This is a genomic window from Arsukibacterium sp. MJ3 (assembly GCF_000987765.1).
Classification (GTDB): Bacteria; Pseudomonadota; Gammaproteobacteria; order Enterobacterales; family Alteromonadaceae; genus Alishewanella.
Window position 1 is genome coordinate 165545 of record NZ_LAHP01000006.1, and the last position, 21892, is coordinate 187436.

Below are 21892 nucleotides of genomic sequence, written 5' to 3' on the forward strand. Positions count from 1 at the left end.
CGGGGTTAAGCTGTTGTTTGCTGACAGCATATGGTTACAACATAAGGCTTAATTGTAAAATTAACCGACACAATTAACTTAGCAGGCGCTGCTGAATTTGCAGAGGAGTAGCGCGCAGCAAAGTGTCTAATTTGGGCACTTTGCTGGTTGCCAGGGAAAGGTTTAGCGTTGGCTTAACTGTTTATCCAGCAGTAATATAAAGCTCAGAATAGTTTCACTTACCTGAAAGTAAAAATTGTCGTCTACTTTATCGGCTGTATCGCGCTCGGTGTGGTAGTCGGCATGGTCGGCTACCCCAAAATAAATAAAGGGCACCTTTTGCTGGTGAAAAACGCCATGATCAGAGCTTAGCGTCCAATCGGTAGTATTCCCTGCCCGATACCAAGGCCGGTCATGCCCAGCAACGACTTTTACCGCGCTGTGTTGTTGTAGTTGTTGCAGTAACGGGCTTAGCCATGGCTGCTGGTAACTGCCAACGGCATATAACAGTTGGTTGGTGTCGCGGCTTAGCATATCCATATTAACGTTAAAGGCCAGCTGCTCTGGTTTAAGTAACTGGTGTTGAAATAAGGCAACCGCGCCTTGTAGCCCGCCTTCTTCGGCGTCTAGTGCCACAAACAGCAATGGGTGCGCTGTGGGGTTGGCACTAAAATAACGGGCCAGCTCTAGCAAAGTGGCTACGCCAGAAGCATTATCGTCGGCCCCGGCAAATAATAAATCGTTTTGAATGCCCAGGTGATCATAATGCGCCGTTAACACTATCGGCTGTAACGCCGGGTTAAGGCCCGGTAGTAATCCTACTACATTAGCCGCGTTATCTACTGCCGCAATAGTGCCATTTTGACCCCGTAACCAGCGGCTTACTTTAAAGTGCTGCTCTACGCTAAACGGCTGGAAAAATTGATCACTACCTGCCGGCAGTAAGCCGATAGTGGCAAACTGCTCTGCCAGCCAGTTACGTGCGGTAATGCCGCCGACAGTGCCGGGCTTGCGACCCTGACGATCAGGGTGGGCCAGCCAGTTCAGGTCGGCACGCAGCTGCTGATGGTTTAAGCGCATTTGCGCTGTGGCAGGTTTTGCATTGTTAATTAGCAACGCTAGCCGGCTGCTTTCTGTTGCAGTTAACTGCTGCTGCCAGGCTGGCCAGGCCAGCGTATAAAGTAATATAGCTGCGATAACCAGCATCGCTATGCTAGCCAGGTACAGCCTTTTAGTAATCGACATTGCAACATTTTCCTTACTGCTACCACGCATTGGCGCACAGCTTACCGCTGAGGTCGGGGGTAATACAACTAGATTACCGCCAATGGCCTCTGTAATTTATCCTGACACTGTTGCCGGGGAAAAAGCCTGTAATAATAGGTTTAGTTGTGGATGTAACAGTTCGCGCTGCGTAGTAATAATGTAAAAATTTTCATAAATTTGCGGCAACGTCAGGTACTTTTGCAGACGGCCGTTTTGTAATTCATCTTTTACAACTACTTCAGGCATTACTGCTAAAGCGCCGCTGTCACGTGCTAATAGCCGTAGCATGGCCATATCGTCTGCCTCGGCTACAATATCCGGTTGCAGTTGATACTGTGCTGCCAACGCATCAAACGCGGTACGAAGGGGGCTTTGAACCGGTGGTAGCACCCAGCGCTGACGCTGATACGTCGCCAGATTAGTGCTTAGCGGCTTACCCGGCGGGCCAATAACAGCAACGGGTTGTCGCGCCAGCAGCCGGCATTGCCAGAGTTGGCTGTCGTTACCTTGTACCGCGATATTACTTAGTGCCAGGTCCAGTTGATGCTGTGCCAGCGCGTTGAGTAAAGCCGGTTGGTTCATTGACAATAAACTGTAGCGGGCATCAGGCGTAGCCAGTAGCGGCGTAATAAAACTCTCAATAAAGTTACGCGACATGGTAGACAACGCCCCAATCCGGACAGGGCTGCGCTGTGGCTGCATACCTTGCAACAACAACTGCTCAAGCTCTGCGCCACGGCTAAAAATATCCTCGGCGTATTTCAGGGTTTGATAACCGCTGTCAGTTAACACCAGCTTTCGCCCTTCACGCCGGAACAATTGTACCTGCATACTTTGTTCTAGCTGTTTAATTTGCGTAGATAAAGCAGACTGAGAGATATGCAGGCGATGGGCGGTTTCAGTTAGGCTGTCGCCTCTGGCAACCTGCCAGAAATAGTAAAGATGATGATAGTTTAAACGGCTCATAGTTCTCTTTTAGTGAATGATTACTAATTTATTATGTACTTTACTTATGGTAAGCCGCTGCGCACAATACCGCCAGTTTATTTTGGCTAAGAGTATGCAATGCAAACATTATTGACGATCAATTCATTTAAGCTGGTGTTGCTGTCACTGGTGGCGTTGCTGGCAGTCGTGATCTGGCGCTACAGTGCAGTAGCACTGGCAGGTGAGAGCGATAAGCAGCGTTTTATGCGGGGGTTGGCGTTAACATTGGCGGCGGCGGTATTTACCATATTAAGTAACAATCTGGTACTGTTTTGGCTGGGTTGGGTTTGGATTAGCATAAGCTTGCAGCAATTGTTGCTATTTTATCCAGAGCGGCCAAGAGCCCAGCTGGCAGCACATAAAAAGGCGTTAAGCGCTCGCACGGGCGAAGTGCTACTGGCACTGGCATTTATCCTGTTATATGTTGAATTTAATACAGCAAATATCAGCGAAATGACCCAGCAAATAAGTACCCAAACCAGCCTTGGTTTATTTGGCCATATAGCTGCGGTGCTACTGGTGTTGGTGGCCTTAATTAAATGTGCTCAGCTGCCGTTGCATGGTTGGCTAATTCAGGTGGTAGAGGCGCCAACACCCGTATCGGCGTTATTGCATGCCGGTATCATTAATCTTGGCGGTATCCTGCTACTGATGTTCTCACCGTTACTTAGCCTGAGCACCCCGGCCAGCGCTTTACTGTTGTTGACTGCGCTGTGCAGTACGGTGCTGGCGGCACTTATTATGACTACCCGCATTAGTATTAAGGTACGTCTGGCCTGGTCTACTGTGGCACAGATGGGCTTAATGCTGGTGGAAATCGCGCTCGGCCTTTATACGTTAGCACTGCTGCACCTGCTGGCGCATTCTTGTTACAAAGCGTATGCCTTTTTGCACAGCGGTAATGCGGTAAATCATTACTTGGCAGCTCAGCTGGCAGAGCAAACCGAACCGCGTTTGCAACACTGGCTGTTGGCGTTGCTGGCGGCGTCTGCTCTGGTATTACTTGCCCATCAGCTGCTGCCATTATCCAGTTTTAGCAGTGGGGTGTTACTGGTGCTGGCCATTACCATACTATTATTGCCATCTTTGGCTCGTGCTGACAGCCGCAGGCTGCTTCGGGTGTTGCTGGCGGTGGGATATGGCTTGGGTTTGCTAGCGATGTACAGCGTAGGTAAAGCACTACTGCAAGGCGTTATGCCGATGGATGATCTGGTATCGCCAGTAGCCGATGCGTTTACCAGTCTGGCCTTTGTCGGGTTATTTATTGTTGCGGTGTTACTGCGTTATCACAGCCGGCACAGTGTGCTAAACAGGGTGTTTATCTGGTTGAATGCCGGCGGTTATCTTGACGAGTGGGCAACGCGGGTTACCCTGGAAATATGGCCCTACAACGCTACACAAACGACTAAAACGGTTAAGTTATCACAGGTGGAGAGCGTAAAATGAGTGCTGTCAGTATTACAGAGCCGGTAATAAGCCGCGACATTCAGCAGTTGATTATGCAGGCTGCCAGCCAAATTGCGCCCGTATGGCCACTGGATCAAATGATTGCAGTAAACCCCTGGTGGCCAAAACGCCAGCAAAGTTTTAAGTCGGTTTGTGCAGAGCAGCAGCTGCTGGCAGATACCGCTTGCCTGATGAATGCAGACTGGTACTTAGCGCAGTGGCAAAAGCAGATCCAATTGCCGCATTTGCAGCTTGCACTGCAAGAAGCTGAATTAACCATCAGCGCCGCTGAGGCCGTTGCGGCCTTGTCAGAGCCAAACGAGCCACACCGTTGGCAACGGCTTGGTGAACTACTGTCTATACACGCACCGGTAAAACATACGTTGCCCTGGACCCAACTGATATTACAGCAGTTAAGTCAGTTTTTGGCCTTGTACCATCAGTACCCTGAACGTTTTAGTGTTGAGGCGGGTATTGAGGATCATGCTTATCACTGCTGGTTAACGGTGGTGCGTCAGGATAAAGGTTTGCAAGTGCTTACCGGCACTGATCTTACCGCGTTGTTTGCCACGTTACCTTCATCACCACAACAATTAATGCAGCAGTTGCTGCCCTGGCTAGACAGTTGGTGTGCCGATGAAAGCGCCAGGCTGGCCTATTTTGAAGCCTTACTGCAAAGTATCTCTGGCTGGGCTGGCTGGCAGGCTTGGTTAGATTGGCAGCAGCAGTTACAAGGTCAGCAAAGCAATGACGCTGCCTGTCAGTTACTGTACATGTTGTTAGGCTGGGACTGGGTATTGTGGCAACACAGCCAGCGGCACAAGGCGTATAACCAATTGTTACCCGCATTACAGCAACAGAGCCAGCAATATACCGCCATGCTGGATAATACTGAGAAACATCAAAATGTTCGTCAAGTATGGCAGCGTGCACTGGAGCTTAGTGTGCAACAGCCATTATTACAGCAATTGCAAAAGGCGGCGCAGCAACCTGGCAATGTTAGGGTCAGACCGGTGCTACAGGCGGCATTTTGTATCGATGTGCGCTCAGAGCCGATGCGCCGTGCTTTAGAGCAGCAGCACCCTGATATTCAGACCCTGGGTTTTGCCGGCTTTTTCGGCTTACTAATAGCGTATAAGGCAGCAGACAGTAAATTAAGCCGGCCCCAACTACCGGGCTTGTTTGCCCCCACGTTAGAAGTTACCCAAATACGGCCAGAAAACGCGACGTTGTCGCGCCAGCCCAAGCTTGGCTGGAAGCAAAGCTTTGATCTGGCATCTTCCAGCCTTGGTATGGTGGAAGCGGCCGGTCCGGTGAAGTTACTTAGCCTGATCAAACGCGCCTTTATCCGCCCGGCAGCCAAACATGCCCTAAACCAGCATCTGGATAACAGCCAATGGCAATTAACCAGGCAACAGCAGCCCCTTAGTGTTAGTGAGCAAGCACAATTAGCGGCAGCAATACTGGCAGCAATGGGGCTTAGCGCTACGTTAGCGCCAGCAGTAATGTTATTTGGTCATGGTAGCGAAAGTTGTAATAATCCGCACGCGGCCGCGTTAGATTGTGGCGCCTGTGGCGGCCAAACCGGCGAAGTTAACGTAAAAGTGCTGGCGCAAATACTAAATGATCGGGCGGTACGTACCGAGCTGGCTGAGCAGCATGGCTTGGCTATCCCGACTGATACCGTGTTTTATGGCGCAATGCATCACACTACCACCGATACCTTGCAAGTGTATCAGGCGCCGGCAGCAGCCAACTGGCTTAGTTGGTTAACCGCAGCCGGCGAGCACGCCCGGCAGCAACGAGCTACACAGTTTACTGCACCGCCGCAAGGAGCGTCAGCGTTAAGCCAGTTTTTTAAACTGCGCAGCCGTGACTGGGCGCAATTACGTCCGGAGTGGGGCCTGGCTAATAACGCCGCTTTTATCGTGGCGCCACGCGAGCTCACTAAAAAGCTCGACTTGCAGGGGCGCTGTTTTTTACACGATTACGATGTCAGTAAAGATACTGACTTCAGCTTGTTGCATACCATAATGACCGCACCTATGGTGGTAACCAACTGGATTAACCTGCAATATTACGCTTCTGTGGTAGCGCCAGATAAATATGGCAGCGGTAATAAGTTGCTGCATAATGTGGTAGCGGGCCATATAGGTGTGTTTGAAGGCAATGGCGGCGATTTACGCATTGGTCTGGCCTGGCAGTCGGTACATGATGGTAAACAGTTGCGGCACCAGCCGGTACGTTTAAGTGTTATTATTGCGGCCCCGCGGCAGGCAATTGCTGGCGTAATCAGCCGTTCGGCCGATGTTGCTGCGTTGGTTAATAACCAGTGGTTATGGTTGTATCAACTGGATGATGACGGCACACTGCACCAATGGCAACACCATGGCTGGCAACCGGTTATGTTATGAGCAAACACGTTGCCATATTGACACGTCATCATAAGGCACACCTTATTGCCCCGGCACTTAGCCAGCTTGGCTGGCAAGTGTCTGAGCTGGATAGCTTTGATACTGATGCCCTGGGCAGTTTTTCCGGTGAGCGGCCACGTTTTATGGCACCAGATGAATGTGCTTTACGCAAAGCTGCAATCGCCGCTGAGCTGTCTGGTTTAGACATAGGTATTGGTAGCGAGGGCAGTTTCTCTGCCGGGCCTTATGGCTTGGGTACGTTTAATCTGGAATTATTGTGCTGCGTTAATGTGGCCGCTGGTTGGGCGGTTACCGGCCGGTTTTATGGGCCGTCCATGGCGCAGCAATGGCAGCTTAGTGATGCGGCTGCCCTGGAACAAGCACTGGCAACGGTTACACCTGGCCAGCACTTATTGTTACAACAACCGGCGTATCTGGCCAAAGGCCTGAGTGTAGAACAAGCACATACTCTGGCGTTGGAAAGGTTAGCCCAGGGTAGCGTAACGCTAGGCTATGATTTACGTGCTCATATGAGCCCTGAACGCCAGTCGCATATTCAGCAGGCAGCAGCAGATTTAGTACAGCGGCTGCAAAGCCGTTGTACTAACTGTGATACCCCGGGTTTTTGGCCAGATAAGGCACTGCCCGGTTTACCCTGCGAGGCTTGTGGTACACCAACCAGCGTTACCCGGCAACGTCAGACCAGTTGTCAGCGTTGTGGTCATACAAAATGGCAGAAGGTGGCGGCCCAGTTTGCTAATCCCCAATATTGTCCGGAGTGTAATCCTTGAATACCTTGTTGCTAAACGCTAATAATGCAGCCGATGTGGATTTATGTGCCCGCTTGTTGCAGCAGGGCCAACTGGTAGCCGTACCCACTGAAACCGTGTATGGCCTGGCAGCGGATGCCAGCAACCCTGCGGCGGTAAGTGCTATTTTTTCAGCCAAAGGCCGGCCGGCTAACCACCCGCTAATTGTGCATGTGGCTCATAAATCGGCCTTGTCGCAATGGGCCAAAAATATCGGGCCAGACGCGCATGCTTTAGTTGAAGCGTTTTGGCCCGGGCCGTTAACCTTGTTGTTAGCTAAAGCGGATCATGTTTCGTCGCTTATTACCGGCGGCTTATCGACCATTGGTTTACGCATGCCGGCGCATCCGGTGCTGCTGGCCTTGTTGCAACAACACCAGCTGGCGCTGGCTGCGCCGTCGGCTAACCCCTATAAAAAGCTTAGCCCTACGTCAGCCGCCCAGGTTATGGCCGGGTTGCAAGGTAAAATCAGTGCCGTACTGGATGGTGGTGTTTGTCAGTTTGGTCTAGAGTCAACTATTGTAGATGTAACCGGCGAGCAACCGACTATTTTGCGTGCAGGCCCTATCACTGCCAGTGATATCGCATCGGTACTGGGGCGGCCGGTGGCCCAACCGGCACAGCACAATGTTGCGGTATCGGGTAATGTCAAAGCGCATTATCAACCGAATAAGCCATTATCGTGCTTTAGCCGTGCTGAGCTACTGTTACGTTTACCGCAGCTAACCCAGAAAATTATGCTGTTGCAACTAACTGAGCTACCCCAGGTGGCATTAGCCAGCCATATTGTGATGCCCACTGATGCTGCAGGTTATGCACATCGTTTATATCAAACGTTATTTGCCGCAGATCAGCATGACATTGCGGCCATTTGGTGCGAGTTACCACCAAAGAGCGACCAATGGCTTGCTGTGCACGATCGATTGCAACGTGCCAGCTTTGCCGGTTGAGCGTTTAGTTCTGTCAATAAAACGCGGTTTTTTGCGGCTGTGTTATATCGAACAGATCATATTTTTTCATCTGAGGCACAGCCTGTTGTATTTGGCTTTCAATCGCGTCCAGCGCTTGTAAATTGCTGCACATGACATTGCCACGTTGCTCCAATGCCGCTGATTTTAGCTCCATCCGTGCGGCTAAGTTATCGCCAAAGCGCTCCATTTTTGTACCAAAGGCCTCCATACGCTGCTCAAAACTGCCTTCGCCGCTAATCATGGCTTTACCGATGATCAGCATAACGCTACCCATTGAGCTGGCTACGGCTTCTTCGATAGCTTGTGAAAATTCTTTACCAAAAGCCTCATCCATACTGTCGAAACGGCTGCCGTAAACCTTAATATGATCACCACTGCGCACCACAACCTGTTCGGTGCTGGTTTTAATCTTGTCCAAGGCCTTTTGTAGCGCAGGATGGCTTTCCAGCGGCTCGCCGGTCAGTTCAGTTAAAACGCTATTAACTGCATCAGCAGCTAACAGCAAAGCGTCCTCAACCAGTGCAACCGTTTCCAGCGTTTGGGTGCGAATACCAGCCTGATAATTACGCAATAACAGCCGGGTATCACGGTCAGTCGCTACCGCTTTACCCGCCAGCCATAATTTACCGTCGCTGTTAATGCGCCACAGTTCTGTGCCGTTGTCTGTTATGGCTACATGTTGGCTGGTAATGGCTAAATCTTTCTCGAAATTGATGTTGCAGCTGTTGTTAACGTTGTGGGCCTGCACGGCTGAACTTAACAACGTTAAAGCAAAGCCGGTTGTAATCAGTGACGTTTTCATAATGTTGTCCTTATCTGGCATGTTGCCGGTGTTAATTACTATTTAATGATTGCTGATAACGCAAGCTTAATGCCAAAGTTTAAGTCATTGTAAATAGTCGAATATTTTTCGTGCGGGCGCAATTTAACGTCTAAAGAATAATCATAAACACTATTTTTTGGTGAAAATCACTCACTGCTATAGGTGTATTAGCCGGTGTGGCTAGCTTTTTTAATTACTATTTGGAATAACGCAGACAGATCCATTCTTTTACGGGTATACGTTTGGATGGCTAAAATACCGATATAACGTTTATTCAGGTGTTTTTATGCTTTTATCATCATTAGTGGCACAGGCCAGCCCCTTGTCAGAACAGCAGGTACAACAGCTGCAGGGGCTGGTTAGTCAGCTTAACCCCGTTCAGCAGGCCTGGGTTAGTGGCTATCTGGCAGCCAGTGCGCAGTTGGCAGGCAACGAGGTTGCTGCACCGGCAGCAGCTGCAGCAACCAGTGCCAGCCTGACCATACTGTATGGCTCGCAAACCGGTAATGCCCGACATGAAGCAGAGGCACTTGCTGCACTGGCTGGGGCGAAGAATATTGCCGCTAAAGTGCTTGATTTAGCTGACTATAAAAGCAGCCAGCTAAAAAATGAGCAGTATCTGGTTATTGTTACCTCTACCTATGGTGAAGGTGAGCCACCGGAAAATGCCGTCAGTTTTTATAACTTTTTGTTTAGCAAAAAAGCCCCAAATCTGCCGCAACTTAAATTTGCGGTACTGGGGCTGGGTGATACCAGTTATGAGTTTTTCTGTAAAACAGCAGCTGATTTTGATCAGCGGCTGGCCGAACTGGGCGCGCAGCGCTTGCAAGCCCGTGCTGATTTAGATGTCGATTACGATAGCGCCGCGTCCAGCTGGAACCATGCCTTAATTAACGTGCTGCAGCCGGAATTTACCAGCACGCCATCAGCCCAAGTGATTAATTGGCCGGGGCAGACTGCGCCAGCTGCAGCTGGCCAATACAGCAAGCAGCAGCCCTTTGCTGCCGAGTGGTATACCAACCAGAAAATTACCGGCCGTGATTCCGCTAAAGACGTGCGGCATATTGAAATTTCACTGGCGGGCTCTGGCCTGACCTATCAGCCCGGTGATGCGTTAGGCTTATATTTTAATAACGCCCCGGCATTAGTGACTGAATTAGTTAGCCTGACCGGGTTGCAGGGCGCCGCTGTAGTCAACGTTGCCAAGCAAAGTATTAGCTTGCGCGAGGCATTAACCGAACAGCTGGAATTAACCCAGTCTTACCCGGCGTTTGTGGAAAAATACGCGGCGGCTACCGGTAATGCCGTGTTGCAGCGTCTGGCGCAGGATAAAATGGCCTTAAGAGCTTATCTGGTCGACCGACAAATTATTGATATCGTGCGCGAACATCCGGTAACGAACGACAGTGCTGCGCTAAGTGCCCAGCAGTTAGTCGACGCCCTGCGTAAACAGCAACCGCGCTTGTACTCTATAGCCTCGTCGCAGGCCGAAATAGAAGACGAAGTGCATTTAACGGTTGCCGTGGTGCGTTACGATGCCTTTGGTCAGCCGCACTTGGGTGGCGCGTCTGGCTATTTAGCCGAGCGTTTGGCTGAGGGCGATAACGTTCGGGTATTTATTGAGAAAAATAACCACTTCCGATTACCTGTCGATGATAACACGCCGGTTATTATGATTGGTCCCGGCACGGGTATTGCGCCATTTCGGGCATTCCTGCAAGAACGCGATGCCCGCGGTGCTACAGGCAAAAACTGGTTATTTTTTGGTAACCCGCATTTTACCCAAGACTTTTTATATCAGACAGAACTTCAGGGTTATTTAAAGCAAGGCCTGTTAACTAAATTGGATGTGGCCTTTAGCCGTGATACGGCAGAAAAAGTGTATGTACAGCACAAGCTGCGCCAGCACGCCAGCGAACTTTACCAGTGGCTGGCGCAAGGGGCTCATCTGTATATTTGTGGCGATGCCAATCGCATGGCTAAAGATGTGCAGCAGGCCTTGTTAGACATTGTGCAGCAACATGGCAACAAAAGTGCCGAGCAGGCCCAACAATATTTAGATGAATTACGGCTAGCTAAACGTTACCAGAAGGATGTGTACTAATGAGCCAATATCCAATTAAACCTGAGCTGCAAGTGAGTGGCAAACTGTCTGACAATGAGCGTTTAAAAGCCGAAAGCCAGCATCTGCGCGGCAGCATTAAGCAAGATTTAAGTGATGAGATCACCGGCGGTTTTAACGGCGATAATTTTATGCTGGTGCGCTTTCATGGCATGTATCAGCAAGACGACCGCGATATTCGGGCTGAGCGTGCGGCACAAAAACTGGAGCCACTGCATAATGTTATGCTGCGGGCGCGGATGCCAGGTGGCATTATTAGCCCACAGCAGTGGCTGGCTATAGATAAATTTGCCGCCGACAAAACCCTGTATGGCAGTATTCGTTTAACCACCCGTCAAACCTTTCAGTTTCATGGTGTGCTAAAACCCGATATTAAACCCATGCACCAGTTTTTAAACAGCATTGGTATCGACTCTATTGCTACTGCGGGAGATGTTAACCGCAATGTGCTGTGTACCTCAAATCCGGTAGAGTCAGAACTGCATCAGCAGGCTTACCAGTGGGCAGTGCAAATAAGCGAACACTTACTGCCAAAAACCCGTGCCTATGCTGAGTTGTGGCTAGACGAAGAAAAAATCGAAACCACTGAAACCGAACCCGTACTGGGTGAACACTACTTACCGCGTAAGTTTAAAACCACCGTGGTGATCCCGCCGCAAAACGATATTGATGTGCATGCCAATGACCTGAATTTTGTTGCCATTGCCGAGCAAGGCAAACTGATAGGCTTTAACGTACTGGTTGGCGGTGGCTTGGCGATGACGTTTGGCGATAATTCTACTTATCCGCGAAAAGCTGAAATACTCGGTTTTATCAGCCTGGAGCATACCTTAAAAGTGGCAGAACACGTGGTAAGCGTGCAGCGTGATTATGGCGATAGAGTAAACCGCAAAAATGCCAAAACCAAATACACCATCGACCGCATTGGCCTTGATACCTTTAAAGCGGAGGTTGAGCAGCGGGTGGGTATACCCTTTGCGCCAGCGAAACCGTTCGAGTTTACCAGTCGTGGCGATCGCTTTGGCTGGGTAAGTGGTATTGATGGTAAGCAGCATTTAACCTTGTTTATTGAAAATGGCCGGGTGCTCGACTTCCCGAATAAACCGCTGAAAACTGGCCTGGCGGCAATTGCCAAAGTGCACCAGGGTGATTTTCGGATGACCGCAAATCAAAACCTGATTATCGCCGGCGTGCCGGGCGAACAAAAAGCCTTAATAGAGCAGTTAGCCCGCGACCATGGTTTAATTGACGATAGCCACAGCGAGCAGCGGAAAAACTCGATGGCCTGTGTGTCGTTTCCCACCTGTCCGCTGGCAATGGCCGAAGCAGAGCGTTACCTGCCTGAACTGGTAACCAAAGTAGAGGCATTGCTTGGCAAGCACCAGTTACACGACGACCACATTGTACTGCGGGTAACCGGTTGCCCCAATGGCTGTGGCCGGGCTATGTTAGCTGAGGTGGGCTTAATCGGCCGGGCGCCGGGTAAATACAATGTGTATTTGGGCGGTAATAAAGTAGGTACCCGTATTCCAAAATTGTACTTAGATAACGTTGGCGAGGCTAAAATCCTCAGCGAGCTGGATAACTTAATTGGCCGCTGGGCTGTTGAGCGTTATAGCGGTGAATGTTTTGGTGATTTTGTTATTCGAATTGGGACAGTGCCAGAAGTAAAAGTCTCTAAAACTGACTTTCACGCCTGAGCAGTTTATGCCAAAGACGAACATCGTTGACCCAACCAGCAAACCAACTGACATAACAACAGCAGGTTTTAGCATGAGCGATAGCGCGACGACAGATTACCAGCAACTATTGCAGCAGGACACGGCGACGCAGCAAGTCTGGCTGGCTGAGATAAACCAGCTACTTGCTCCGCTAAGTGCCAGCGAGCGAGTGCGCTGGGCGCTGGGCAATTTACCCGGGCAACCAATGTTAAGTTCCAGCTTTGGTATTCAAGCCGCGGTTATGTTGCATTTACTGACGGTACAGCAGCCAGATATTCCGGTGGTACTGACCGACACCGGCTATTTATTCCCACAAACCTATCAGTTTATTGATCAGTTAACCGGGCAGCTTGGCCTAAACTTGCAGGTTTACCGTGCAGCATTATCGGCTAACTGGCAGCTGGCACGTTTCGGTGAGCTATGGCAAACCGCCGAAGGGACCAAACAGTACAATCAACTTAATAAAGTAGAGCCAATGCAACGGGCATTGCGTGAGTTAAACGTTAGCAGCTGGTTTACCGGTTTACGGCGAAGCCAGAGTAGCAGCCGGGCCGATAAGGCTATTGTCGAAATTAGCCGTGGCGTGGTAAAAATTCAGCCGATTATCGATTGGAGCAACAAAGACGTGTTTTATTATTTAAAACAACACAACCTGCCGTATCATCCATTATGGCAACAAGGTTATTTGTCGGTTGGCGACACCCACTCTACCGTTAAATTTGAACCGGGTATGAGCGAAGAAGACACCCGCTTTAACGGTTTTGGCCGTGAGTGCGGCTTGCACATGGATGGCGATGGCATTTAAATGCCAAGTAGCTACTAGTGTATTAAAACCGGCTGCTTGTTGTATAACGTTTTGTTGTCACAGCTTGTAGTTACAAAAGCCTGCTAACCGGTCATAATAACGCCAGCAGGCCCAGCCACGTACTTTGCTGGTGCCTTTATTACTTTGTTTTGGCTAACAGGAAAGTGGTTTTTATGCTGGATTACGATATTAGCACTGTGCAACATTGGTTGGGGCAGCATCCCGAAGCCACCTTGTGGTTTAGCATCGGACTGTTATTGCTGGTTTCCTGGCTCAGCAATTATATTGTAAAAAAAGTGCTTATTCGCGGCATTTTCCGTGCTCTGCGGGCCAGCTCGATTGGTCAGCATCAGGTTATTCAGCATTCGGCTTTTATCGCCCGTTTGGCCAATATTGTGCCGGCGCTGGTTATCGCCAGAGGCATCACACTGATAGATGGGGTGTCAGAAACAGTTGTTACCGTTGTGGTTAACGTCTGTAATGCGTTTATAGTGCTAACGGTTGCTTTGGCGGTTGCCAATATCCTGACCTTAATCAACACTATTTATGAACAAAACCCGGACGCTAAAACCAAACCGATTAAAGGCTATGTTCAGGTTCTAAGAATTCTGGTGTATACCGTTGCTGTTATTTTAATGATTGCGGCACTGGTAGACCGTTCGCCGCTTATTTTGCTATCTGGCCTTGGCGCCATGGCTGCGGTGTTAATGTTGATTTTCCAGGACACTATTTTGTCACTGGTGGCCAGTGTGCAAATTTCATCGAACGACGTGATCCGGGTGGGTGATTGGGTAGAAATGCCGCAACTCAATGCCGATGGCAACGTCATTGATATTGCCCTGCACACGGTAAAGGTGCAGAACTGGGATAAAACCATTACCACCATTCCCACCCGTCGTTTTATGACCGACGCCTTTAAAAACTGGCGTGGTATGCAACAATCGGGCGGCCGGCGCATTAAGCGCCCTCTGTTGCTGGATCAGCAAAGTATTCATTTTTTAGAGGCTGACGAGCGCAAGCGTTTAAGCCGCTTTAGCCTGTTGCAAGATTATCTGGCTGAAAAACAACAAGAGATTGATGGCTGGAACAACGAGTTAGCCGAGCAAGGAAAAGAGCCGGTTAATACCCGCCGCATCACTAATATTGGTACTTTTCGGGCTTATGTACAGCGTTATTTGGTGAGCCACCCTGGGGTAAACCAACAGATGACGCTAATGGCGCGGCAGTTAGAGCCCACTGCTGACGGTCTGCCGCTAGAGATATATTGCTTTACCAACACCACGGTTTGGTTAACTTACGAAGGCATTCAGTCAGATATTTTTGATCATTTACTGTCTATTTTGCCGGAGTTTGGTTTGCGGGTGTATCAACGTCCGAGTGGCATGGATATTCGGGCTATTCAGTTAACCCCGGCTGACACTTAACCGCTCTTGAGGAATCGGCGGCGCGTCCTCATTTAAACTGCTGCTGTTTGACGTATTGAGTAATGCTAAACATAATTTTTCAATATATTTTATATGTTTAATTAATTAAAACGATTAGGGTAATTAATTTAATTCGTTTTAAATAGGTAATTTGGTTGGTTATTATGGCCGCCATTGAGAACATTTAACCTTACTAACCTAAAGGAGCAAGACTATGTCTTCTATTATCAACACTAAAATTAAACCATTTAAAGCCACTGCCTTTCATCAGGGCAAATTTGTACCGGTAACTGAGCAGGATATTCTGGGCAAGTGGGCGGTTGTTTGTTTTTACCCGGCTGACTTCACATTCGTATGTCCTACTGAATTAGGCGACTTGGCCGACTTCTATGCAAAATTCCAGGAAATGGGTGTTGAAGTATATTCAGTGTCAACTGATACACACTTTACCCACAAAGCATGGCACGATGCGTCTGAGACCATCAAAAAAATCACTTACCCGATGATTGGCGACCCAACCGGTGCCATCACTCGTAACTTTGGCGTAATGATTGAAGAAGACGGCTTAGCACTGCGCGGTACTTTCGTGATTAACCCAGAAGGCGAAATTAAAATAGCTGAAATCCATGACTTAGGTATTGGCCGTTCTGCTGCTGAATTGTTCCGTAAAGTACAGGCTGCTCAGTACGTGGCAAACCACGATGGTGAAGTATGCCCGGCTAAGTGGACACCAGGTGAAGCAACCTTGTCACCGTCACTGGACCTGGTTGGTAAAATCTAACTTGGACCTTGCTCAGCAGTTTGCTGCAGCAGAAGCTGAGTACAGCCCTTCTTAAGAAGCTGTTACTCAGCTTCTCTGTACCAAACCTGACAGTTTGGTTCCCGGGCAGGGTTTCCTGCCCGAACTATCCAAAATAGTACGCTCACGGTCTGTTTAACCAGGCTGAGGCTCTGTGACGCTAATTTTTTATCGTCTTAATCTTTATCCTGTTAATTTTACCGGAGTTTTTATGTTAGATACTAACCTGAAGCAACAATTAAAAACCTATCTGCAGAATCTAAAATCTGAGGTTGAGCTGGTGGTATCTTTAGACGATAGCGCCAAAGCTGCCGAAGTAAATGAATTGGCAAATGAGATTGCCGAATTATCTGATTTAGTAACGTTGCGCCGCGACGACAATGCTATGGATCGCAAGCCCGCCATGCGGGTGCGTTCGGTAGCTAAAGACAGCCATATTACCTTTGCCGGTGTGCCGCTTGGCCACGAATTTACCTCGTTAGTGCTGGCGCTGCTGCACTCAGGTGGTCACCCGATTAAAGTTGAAGCCGATTTGCTTGAGCAAATTCGTCAATTGCCAGGTAGTTTTGCCTTCGAAACCTATATTTCGTTGAGCTGCCAAACCTGTCCGGAAGTGGTGCAGGCGCTAAATATTATGGCGGCAACCAACCCGAATATTACCAACGTAATGATTGACGGCGCCATGTTCCAGGACGAGGTGACCGAACGCAATGTTATGGCCGTGCCATCGGTATTTTTAAATGGCGAATTGTTTTCGCAGGGGGCGATTACCCTGGAGAAAATTATCCAGAAAATTGACGTTAATGCAGAAAAGCGCCAGGCTGCCGCCCTTAAAAATAAAGCCGATTTCGACGTATTGGTGGTAGGTGGTGGCCCCGCAGGTGCCTCGGCCGCAGTTTATGCTGCCCGTAAAGGCTTGAATACCGGTATTTTGGCTGAACGCTTTGGTGGCCAGGTTGCCGATACCGTTGGTATTGAAAACTTTATTTCGGTGAAATATACCGAAGGCCCGAAAATGGTTAATGCGCTGGAAGCACATGTTCGTGAATACGACGTGGATATTATGAATAACCAACGCGCGGTTAAGTTAAGCAAAGCCGACAAAGTTGAGTTGGAATTGGCCAATGGTGCGGTATTAAAGAGTAAAACCATCATTTTGGCGCCAGGTGCGCGTTGGAGAGAAATGAATGTGCCAGGCGAGCAAGAATACCGTGGCAAAGGCGTAGCCTATTGCCCACATTGCGATGGCCCGTTATTTAAGGGCAAAAAAGTGGCGGTAATTGGTGGTGGTAACTCGGGTATTGAAGCTGCCATCGACTTAGCCGGTATTGTGCAGCATGTTACCGTACTGGAATTTGCCGCCGAGCTGCGCGCCGATGCAATACTGGTAAAAAAAGCTAATTCAATGGGTAACATTACCATTATTACCGAAGCGCAAAGCACTGAAGTAACTGGTGATGGCAACCGGGTAAGCGGCATTAACTACACCGACCGCAAAACCGGTGATAACCACCATGTTGAACTGGCTGGTATTTTTGTGCAGATAGGTTTAATACCTAATACCGAATGGCTTCGCGGTGCGCTGGAGTTATCGCCACGTGGTGAAATTATTGTTGACGACCGTGGCCAAACGTCAGTACCTGGCGTGTTTGCTGCAGGTGACGCCACTACTACGCCTTTTAAGCAAATTATTATTGCCATGGGTGCCGGCGCCAATGCATCGTTAGGGGCTTTTGACTACATGATCCGTAACTAAGTAACGATTTTAACAACGGGATACCTCTCTCATCCCTCTTTGCGGCAACCTCGGTTGCCGCTTTTTTTATGGTTAATTGCACATAAAGTACCACTTCGTCGATCTCTGCTTTTGCCAATAGCGGACGTAATGAGTCTGGTGCTTAAGGAGATGTTCACTTCCATACCCTAATCACATTCCTAAAAAGATGAGTGACAACCTATCGCAATTTTTTCTGATAAAAAACTTATATTTTTTTGATATTTAAGGATTTAGGTTTAAATTTAAAGATAATGAAGGGAATCAATACAAAGAGCTTTATGCTTATGTACAAGACGAATTGATTGAATTAGATTTTGCTCAACTTGGAATTCAGTATACTGGACAAAATGCTTATGTTGCAGCGTCGTCTGGCTCTGTGGATGTTATATTAAAATCTTTCACGAATGAGGTTGCCCGCCGCAGTTTCAGCTATGTTTTGGACTCTCAGAACACAGCAAAATTTAGCAATCCTGCAGCAGTAAAATCATGGATCTTAACATATGACGGTATTGATGAATTTAATATCCAGATGAATGACATCCAAACGAATTTTGGCTCAGGCAATGTAGCAGTAACTTCCACTTCCACATACGCTGGGGTTAGCTATGCATCTTCAACGTATTCTGGATATAGAGACACCGGTGGTGGCGGTGGCAATAATCAGCAACAATAATTAAAAAAGGTAGCGGATGTTATATTTCCGCTACCTATTTCTGTAAAAAGGGTGCTCATGCGTTTTGTCGTTATCATTTTCTTTCAACTATTAAGTTTTAGTGTCAACTCTAGCTATCTATTTGAGTACGGCACGAATCAAGAAACCTTCATCAGAAGCACAAATGAGGGGCAAAACAGCAGAATTCGTTTTTGCCAAACTAAAAAAGGTGATGATGTAGTATTTCAGTTTGACTGTAACTTCAGCAATCAGGCTGTGGAAAGTTATTTTCAACACATAAATAAAACCCTTAACGCCTTCATAAAGATTACTAGTGAATCGAGGCTCGTTGAATTCTATAAATTAGAGCAAAGTAATATATGCTTGCTTGTTGTTCCTGAAAATAAAGGGTATAACAGGCGAGAAAGAATTAGCGACTGTGTTACATTTTATGTTCCGGTTACCTTAAGCTTTGATAAATATTCATCAGCATCACTCGCAACGACAATTGCTTCAATTTCACATGAAATTTTCCATAAAAACTTCAATCCGTTCGTTGAGCAAGGGGCTTTTAATAAATTGCTTATTAACGAATATGCAGCAAGCCTTTTAACGCTAAATTCATATAGGATATTAAATAATTATTTGAAAATTGAATTTAATGGTCGTTGGCGAAATGAGTTGGCGGAAAAGTTCAGTGTATCTAATGACTTAGATAAGTATTGTAAAGATTATGGGATTTTGAAAGAAAAAAACAAAAAAATGGGTAACGAGTTCGAAAGTGTAATGGGTTCAATATTAGCATCAATTTTTACCTCTAAGATTGGCAATATTGATCTTCTCCCCATCTACATTTTTGAAGAACTTTCACACCTCAGCTTTAATAACCTAAGTGAAGAACAAATATTGGATAGGCTGGGGTTGTGCGGTTCGGATATAGATTTAGCAAAGATAAGTCTCAGACTGGTTGATTTCAACTTGTCTAAAACTCTAGAAGTTGTTAATTCAGCTAAGCTTTCGTCTGAAATAGATTGCGTGGATGTTGAAGATATTTGCAAGTTGTTTTTGGTCAATGCGGATCAATATACTTATTTTAAAATGCCTCCAACCTCCAGCGGGAAAAGTTTTAATGAATTTGTTGAATTACAAGTTGGAAATGTATTTCGCTTAAATGACAATATGAGATTCACAACTCCAGATGGAAGTTTTATTGTCGATTCTGGCGCTGAATCCAATGTTTGGCCAGAAGGGGAAGTTGATTGTGATATTGAGTATTCCGAGAAAGAAGTACGAAATTTATCTAACGAGATAATTACGTTAACTAGATGTACAGAATTGTCTGGCATTGGGGTTGTTTGGACAAGTAAACTCCAAAAGGATAAAGTTTTATCTCTTAGAAATCTTACACAGTTTTATGATGAGTTCTATTTTATAAATGATACCAGGATGCAGTTAAAAGACATTGTCGATAGTGAGGATAAAGAAACCTTCAATTATATATATATTAATGGATTGATTGTTTTTCAAAGCGACGACTTAAATATCAACTATTGTCTTGATACTGGTAGTCAGTTCTCTCTATACAGTCTCCGCTTACAAGAAGCAAAGCTGCTTTATCCATTTTCCACTGAAAAAGGCGGCTTTCATAGCTTTGAACTGCCTTCTAAGACCCATATTTTAATTTCGTTTAAAGAGTTTGAGCCTCTCATCAAACTTAAGCCCAAAGCAGTTATGGCACCAGAACATTGCGATTTAATAGTTGGTGCTGATTTGTTAGGTAAATATAAAGCTTTTTCTATTGCTCCTCAAAAGTTGACGTTTTATAAGAATTAGATTTTTTGCGCTAATTCGTATCTGGTTAGTCAATCGAAATTGACTTAATCTAGACTTTAAAGCGATTTTTGCTAACGTGGATGCTTATTGGTTAAAAGGCATTAACTTCCGCTTTTCGCTCAAAGCAGTCTTTGATATTAATGAATGATTGCTGCAATCGATGATCCTTGAGTGTGAAAGTTATGGCCTACAGAAATTGCAACCAGTGGTCCATTTAAAGTGAAGCAGGTGGTAATTTAGGGTGATCTTATACATTTTATGAGTGTATTGATTTTTGCTTGATATTACCGTTGCAGTAGTGGCTTATGTATAGTCTTAACGTGGGTGTTTAGGCAACGCTGGCGTTTTTGTTGTTTACGATGTTATACACCCGAATACAATTACGGCCACCGGTTTTGGCTTGGTAAAGCGCATCATCCGCCTGTTTGAATAAATTCTCGAAATCTGCAGTTTGGCTTGCTGCTACCCCAAAACTGGCAGTAACTTTAATGGTTTGTTGTTCAAAAGGTATGGCTAATTGCTCCAGACTTCTCCGGCATTGCTCGGCAATGTCTTGGGCATCGGCTAATGCGCAGCCCGGTAAAAATAAGGCGAATTCTTCACCGCCAATCCGGGCTAAAATGTCTTGCTGGCGGATCTGCTCCTTACAGCACTGGGCTATCGCGGTAAGGACTTTATCGCCGGCAGCATGACCGAACTGGTCGTTAATTTGTTTAAATAAGTCAATATCAAATACGATCAGGCTATATTCACCTTGCTGGCGCCGGTTGTCTAATTGCTTACTCACCGTTTCATTAAAATAACGACGATTAAATAAGTGGGTTAAAAAGTCGGTAGTGGCTAAGCGGTTTAACGCCAACCGCTTGCTGTTAAGTACGTAAATTATTAGCAATAGTAATGCCAGCAAGGTGATAGAAATTAGCAAAGTACTGAGTTTTTCATCTTTTTGTAGTTTGCTTTCCAGTTGCAGCAGTTCGTTTTGACTTTTTAGTAGCGCCAGTTTATTTTCGCTTTCCATAAAGTCGACCTGGGCCAGATAGTAGGCAACACTTCGTTGCTTATACTCGTCAATATAACTGTGCAACGCAGCAGAATGCTGTTGATAGGCGTCAATAGCAGCTAGAGAATTGCCTTTCTTATTATAGGCTTCAGCCAGTAGTAATATTGCTTTATTGGCTGTTTGGGTATCGTTTAACTGCATAGCATGCTGATATACCTTATTTAAAATACTTTCTGCAGCGGCATAGGAACCTAACTGCAGTTCTGCCGACCCCAGAAAATATTCAGCCTGAATAACCGCATACACAAAACCTATTTTTTGAAGTTCAGGCAGCACAGTCAGCATGCTATCTCGAACATATAGTGGCGATTTAACTAATTCCACTTCAGCGATATAGAGGCTTATAGAATGTAATAGTAATGGCTCGTTGGCACGAATGCAGGCTTGTTGGGCTTTTTTCAATAACTCTTGCGAGTAAGCTTTTGTTAACTTTATTGTGGCATTAAGCTGTAAAGCATAACCCACACAAACACTTCGCGGTGCACTGGCCAGGTTAACTATGTACGAGGCGTATTCGAGTGCTTTACCATATACATTGGCACTTAAATGCAACTGAGTTGCAACGGTATATAAGCTAACTTGCAGCTCTTCATTATTTAGCGAACCGCCTAGTTTTAGAGCGTTAAACAGAAATGCATAGCCATTTTTAAAATCTTTTCTGTGATCGTAAACAGTAGCAAGCAGCAGGTTGGCTTTTAGCGCAATTTCCGGGTGATTACTGTCAACGATTTTAGTCGCCCAGGTTATGGCATCTTCTTGTTTACCCTGAAATGTATATATGTAAGCTTTCAGAAAGGTTAATTGTTGCTTTTGATAAGCGCTCAAATCCTGATAATGCGTATCTAACTGAGCAACAAGTTGTGCAGTTTGTTGCGGTGACTGTGTGCGCACGGCTTCGGCCTGATCCAGCAGTTGTTGATAATTGTCTGTTGTGGCAAAAGCAGAAAAAGACGCTAATAAAATTAGTAGAGTCCCTATGAATACGCGCGTTACATGTCGCATAA

Annotated in this window: 16 protein-coding genes; 12 read left to right on the forward strand and 4 right to left on the reverse strand. The window is 46.9% G+C overall.

From position 1 onward, the window contains the following. Positions 1-162: 162 nt before the first annotated feature. Both VT06_RS06685 and VT06_RS06690 read right to left on the reverse strand, forming a co-directional pair. Positions 163-1224 carry a M28 family peptidase gene (locus VT06_RS06685; RefSeq protein ID WP_046553549.1) on the reverse strand — a complete coding sequence of 354 codons (1062 nt, stop codon included), beginning with the start codon at positions 1222-1224 and terminating at the stop codon, positions 163-165. A gap of 96 nt (positions 1225-1320) precedes the next feature. Then, entirely contained in the window at positions 1321-2211 is an 891-nt protein-coding gene (locus VT06_RS06690) for a LysR family transcriptional regulator (protein WP_046553511.1), read from the reverse strand. A 99-nt stretch (positions 2212-2310) separates the two neighbouring features. Between VT06_RS06690 and VT06_RS06695 the strand changes: the two genes are divergently transcribed. From VT06_RS06695 to VT06_RS06710, 4 genes are read left to right on the forward strand one after another with little or no spacing between them, the layout of a single operon-like run. Continuing rightward, a complete protein-coding gene (locus VT06_RS06695) occupies positions 2311-3678 on the forward strand; it encodes an NADH-quinone oxidoreductase subunit L (protein ID WP_046553512.1) in 1368 nt (455 codons plus the stop codon). After that, the gene (locus tag VT06_RS06700; RefSeq protein WP_046553513.1) at positions 3675-6092 is read left to right on the forward strand and encodes a DUF2309 domain-containing protein; all 2418 of its coding nucleotides are present in this window, start codon (positions 3675-3677) and stop codon (positions 6090-6092) included. Before VT06_RS06695 ends, VT06_RS06700 begins: the two co-directional genes overlap by 4 nt. Next, the gene (locus VT06_RS06705) at positions 6089-6883 is read left to right on the forward strand and encodes a DUF6671 family protein (protein WP_046553514.1); all 795 of its coding nucleotides are present in this window, start codon (positions 6089-6091) and stop codon (positions 6881-6883) included. The genes VT06_RS06700 and VT06_RS06705 overlap by 4 nt, the downstream gene beginning before the upstream one ends. Further along, the gene (locus VT06_RS06710) at positions 6880-7851 is read left to right on the forward strand and encodes an L-threonylcarbamoyladenylate synthase (protein ID WP_046553515.1); all 972 of its coding nucleotides are present in this window, start codon (positions 6880-6882) and stop codon (positions 7849-7851) included. The genes VT06_RS06705 and VT06_RS06710 overlap by 4 nt, the downstream gene beginning before the upstream one ends. Before the next feature lie 13 nt (positions 7852-7864). On the opposite strand, the gene VT06_RS06715 is transcribed toward VT06_RS06710, so the two are convergent. Beyond that, the gene (locus VT06_RS06715) at positions 7865-8674 is read right to left on the reverse strand and encodes a YggN family protein (protein WP_046553516.1); all 810 of its coding nucleotides are present in this window, start codon (positions 8672-8674) and stop codon (positions 7865-7867) included. Between the two features lie 307 nt (positions 8675-8981). Here VT06_RS06715 and VT06_RS06720 point away from each other — a divergent pair, with 307 nt between their 5' ends. The 8 genes from VT06_RS06720 (at position 8982) to VT06_RS06755 (ending at position 19828) form a co-directional block, all read left to right on the forward strand. Then, positions 8982-10799, forward strand: coding sequence for an assimilatory sulfite reductase (NADPH) flavoprotein subunit (locus tag VT06_RS06720; RefSeq protein WP_046553517.1), 1818 nt, complete (start codon positions 8982-8984; stop codon positions 10797-10799). Beyond that, a complete protein-coding gene (gene cysI, locus VT06_RS06725) occupies positions 10799-12517 on the forward strand; it encodes an assimilatory sulfite reductase (NADPH) hemoprotein subunit (RefSeq protein ID WP_046553518.1) in 1719 nt (572 codons plus the stop codon). Before VT06_RS06720 ends, cysI begins: the two co-directional genes overlap by 1 nt. A gap of 73 nt (positions 12518-12590) precedes the next feature. Continuing rightward, positions 12591-13343: a phosphoadenylyl-sulfate reductase gene (locus VT06_RS06730; RefSeq protein WP_046553519.1), complete on the forward strand. Its 753-nt coding sequence runs from the start codon at positions 12591-12593 to the stop codon at positions 13341-13343. Between the two features lie 173 nt (positions 13344-13516). Beyond that, entirely contained in the window at positions 13517-14767 is a 1251-nt protein-coding gene (locus tag VT06_RS06735; protein WP_046553520.1) for a mechanosensitive ion channel family protein, read from the forward strand. A 214-nt stretch (positions 14768-14981) separates the two neighbouring features. Then, on the forward strand, positions 14982-15548 hold the full coding sequence (gene ahpC, locus VT06_RS06740) for an alkyl hydroperoxide reductase subunit C (RefSeq protein WP_046553521.1): 567 nt from the start codon (positions 14982-14984) through the stop codon (positions 15546-15548). A 229-nt stretch (positions 15549-15777) separates the two neighbouring features. Then, entirely contained in the window at positions 15778-17322 is a 1545-nt protein-coding gene (gene ahpF / locus VT06_RS06745; protein WP_046553522.1) for an alkyl hydroperoxide reductase subunit F, read from the forward strand. A 319-nt stretch (positions 17323-17641) separates the two neighbouring features. Next, positions 17642-18016: a hypothetical protein gene (locus VT06_RS06750; protein WP_046553523.1), complete on the forward strand. Its 375-nt coding sequence runs from the start codon at positions 17642-17644 to the stop codon at positions 18014-18016. A gap of 57 nt (positions 18017-18073) precedes the next feature. Further along, positions 18074-19828 carry a hypothetical protein gene (locus VT06_RS06755; RefSeq protein ID WP_046553524.1) on the forward strand — a complete coding sequence of 585 codons (1755 nt, stop codon included), beginning with the start codon at positions 18074-18076 and terminating at the stop codon, positions 19826-19828. 328 nt (positions 19829-20156) lie between these two features. Here the strand turns inward: VT06_RS06755 and VT06_RS06760 are convergent, their stop codons facing one another. Next, on the reverse strand, positions 20157-21890 hold the full coding sequence (locus tag VT06_RS06760; protein ID WP_046553525.1) for a GGDEF domain-containing protein: 1734 nt from the start codon (positions 21888-21890) through the stop codon (positions 20157-20159). Between the last annotated feature and the right edge of the window lie 2 nt (positions 21891-21892).

Coding starts and splice junctions, on each gene's coding strand:
- VT06_RS06685 (WP_046553549.1), bottom strand. CDS start 1,224: ATGTCGATTACTAAAAGGCTGTACCTGGCTAGCATAGCGATGCTGGTT.
- VT06_RS06690 (WP_046553511.1), bottom strand. CDS start 2,211: ATGAGCCGTTTAAACTATCATCATCTTTACTATTTCTGGCAGGTTGCC.
- VT06_RS06695 (WP_046553512.1), top strand. CDS start 2,311: ATGCAAACATTATTGACGATCAATTCATTTAAGCTGGTGTTGCTGTCA.
- VT06_RS06700 (WP_046553513.1), top strand. CDS start 3,675: ATGAGTGCTGTCAGTATTACAGAGCCGGTAATAAGCCGCGACATTCAG.
- VT06_RS06705 (WP_046553514.1), top strand. CDS start 6,089: ATGAGCAAACACGTTGCCATATTGACACGTCATCATAAGGCACACCTT.
- VT06_RS06715 (WP_046553516.1), bottom strand. CDS start 8,674: ATGAAAACGTCACTGATTACAACCGGCTTTGCTTTAACGTTGTTAAGT.
- VT06_RS06720 (WP_046553517.1), top strand. CDS start 8,982: ATGCTTTTATCATCATTAGTGGCACAGGCCAGCCCCTTGTCAGAACAG.
- cysI (WP_046553518.1), top strand. CDS start 10,799: ATGAGCCAATATCCAATTAAACCTGAGCTGCAAGTGAGTGGCAAACTG.
- VT06_RS06730 (WP_046553519.1), top strand. CDS start 12,591: ATGAGCGATAGCGCGACGACAGATTACCAGCAACTATTGCAGCAGGAC.
- VT06_RS06735 (WP_046553520.1), top strand. CDS start 13,517: ATGCTGGATTACGATATTAGCACTGTGCAACATTGGTTGGGGCAGCAT.
- ahpC (WP_046553521.1), top strand. CDS start 14,982: ATGTCTTCTATTATCAACACTAAAATTAAACCATTTAAAGCCACTGCC.
- ahpF (WP_046553522.1), top strand. CDS start 15,778: ATGTTAGATACTAACCTGAAGCAACAATTAAAAACCTATCTGCAGAAT.
- VT06_RS06755 (WP_046553524.1), top strand. CDS start 18,074: ATGCGTTTTGTCGTTATCATTTTCTTTCAACTATTAAGTTTTAGTGTC.
- VT06_RS06760 (WP_046553525.1), bottom strand. CDS start 21,890: ATGCGACATGTAACGCGCGTATTCATAGGGACTCTACTAATTTTATTA.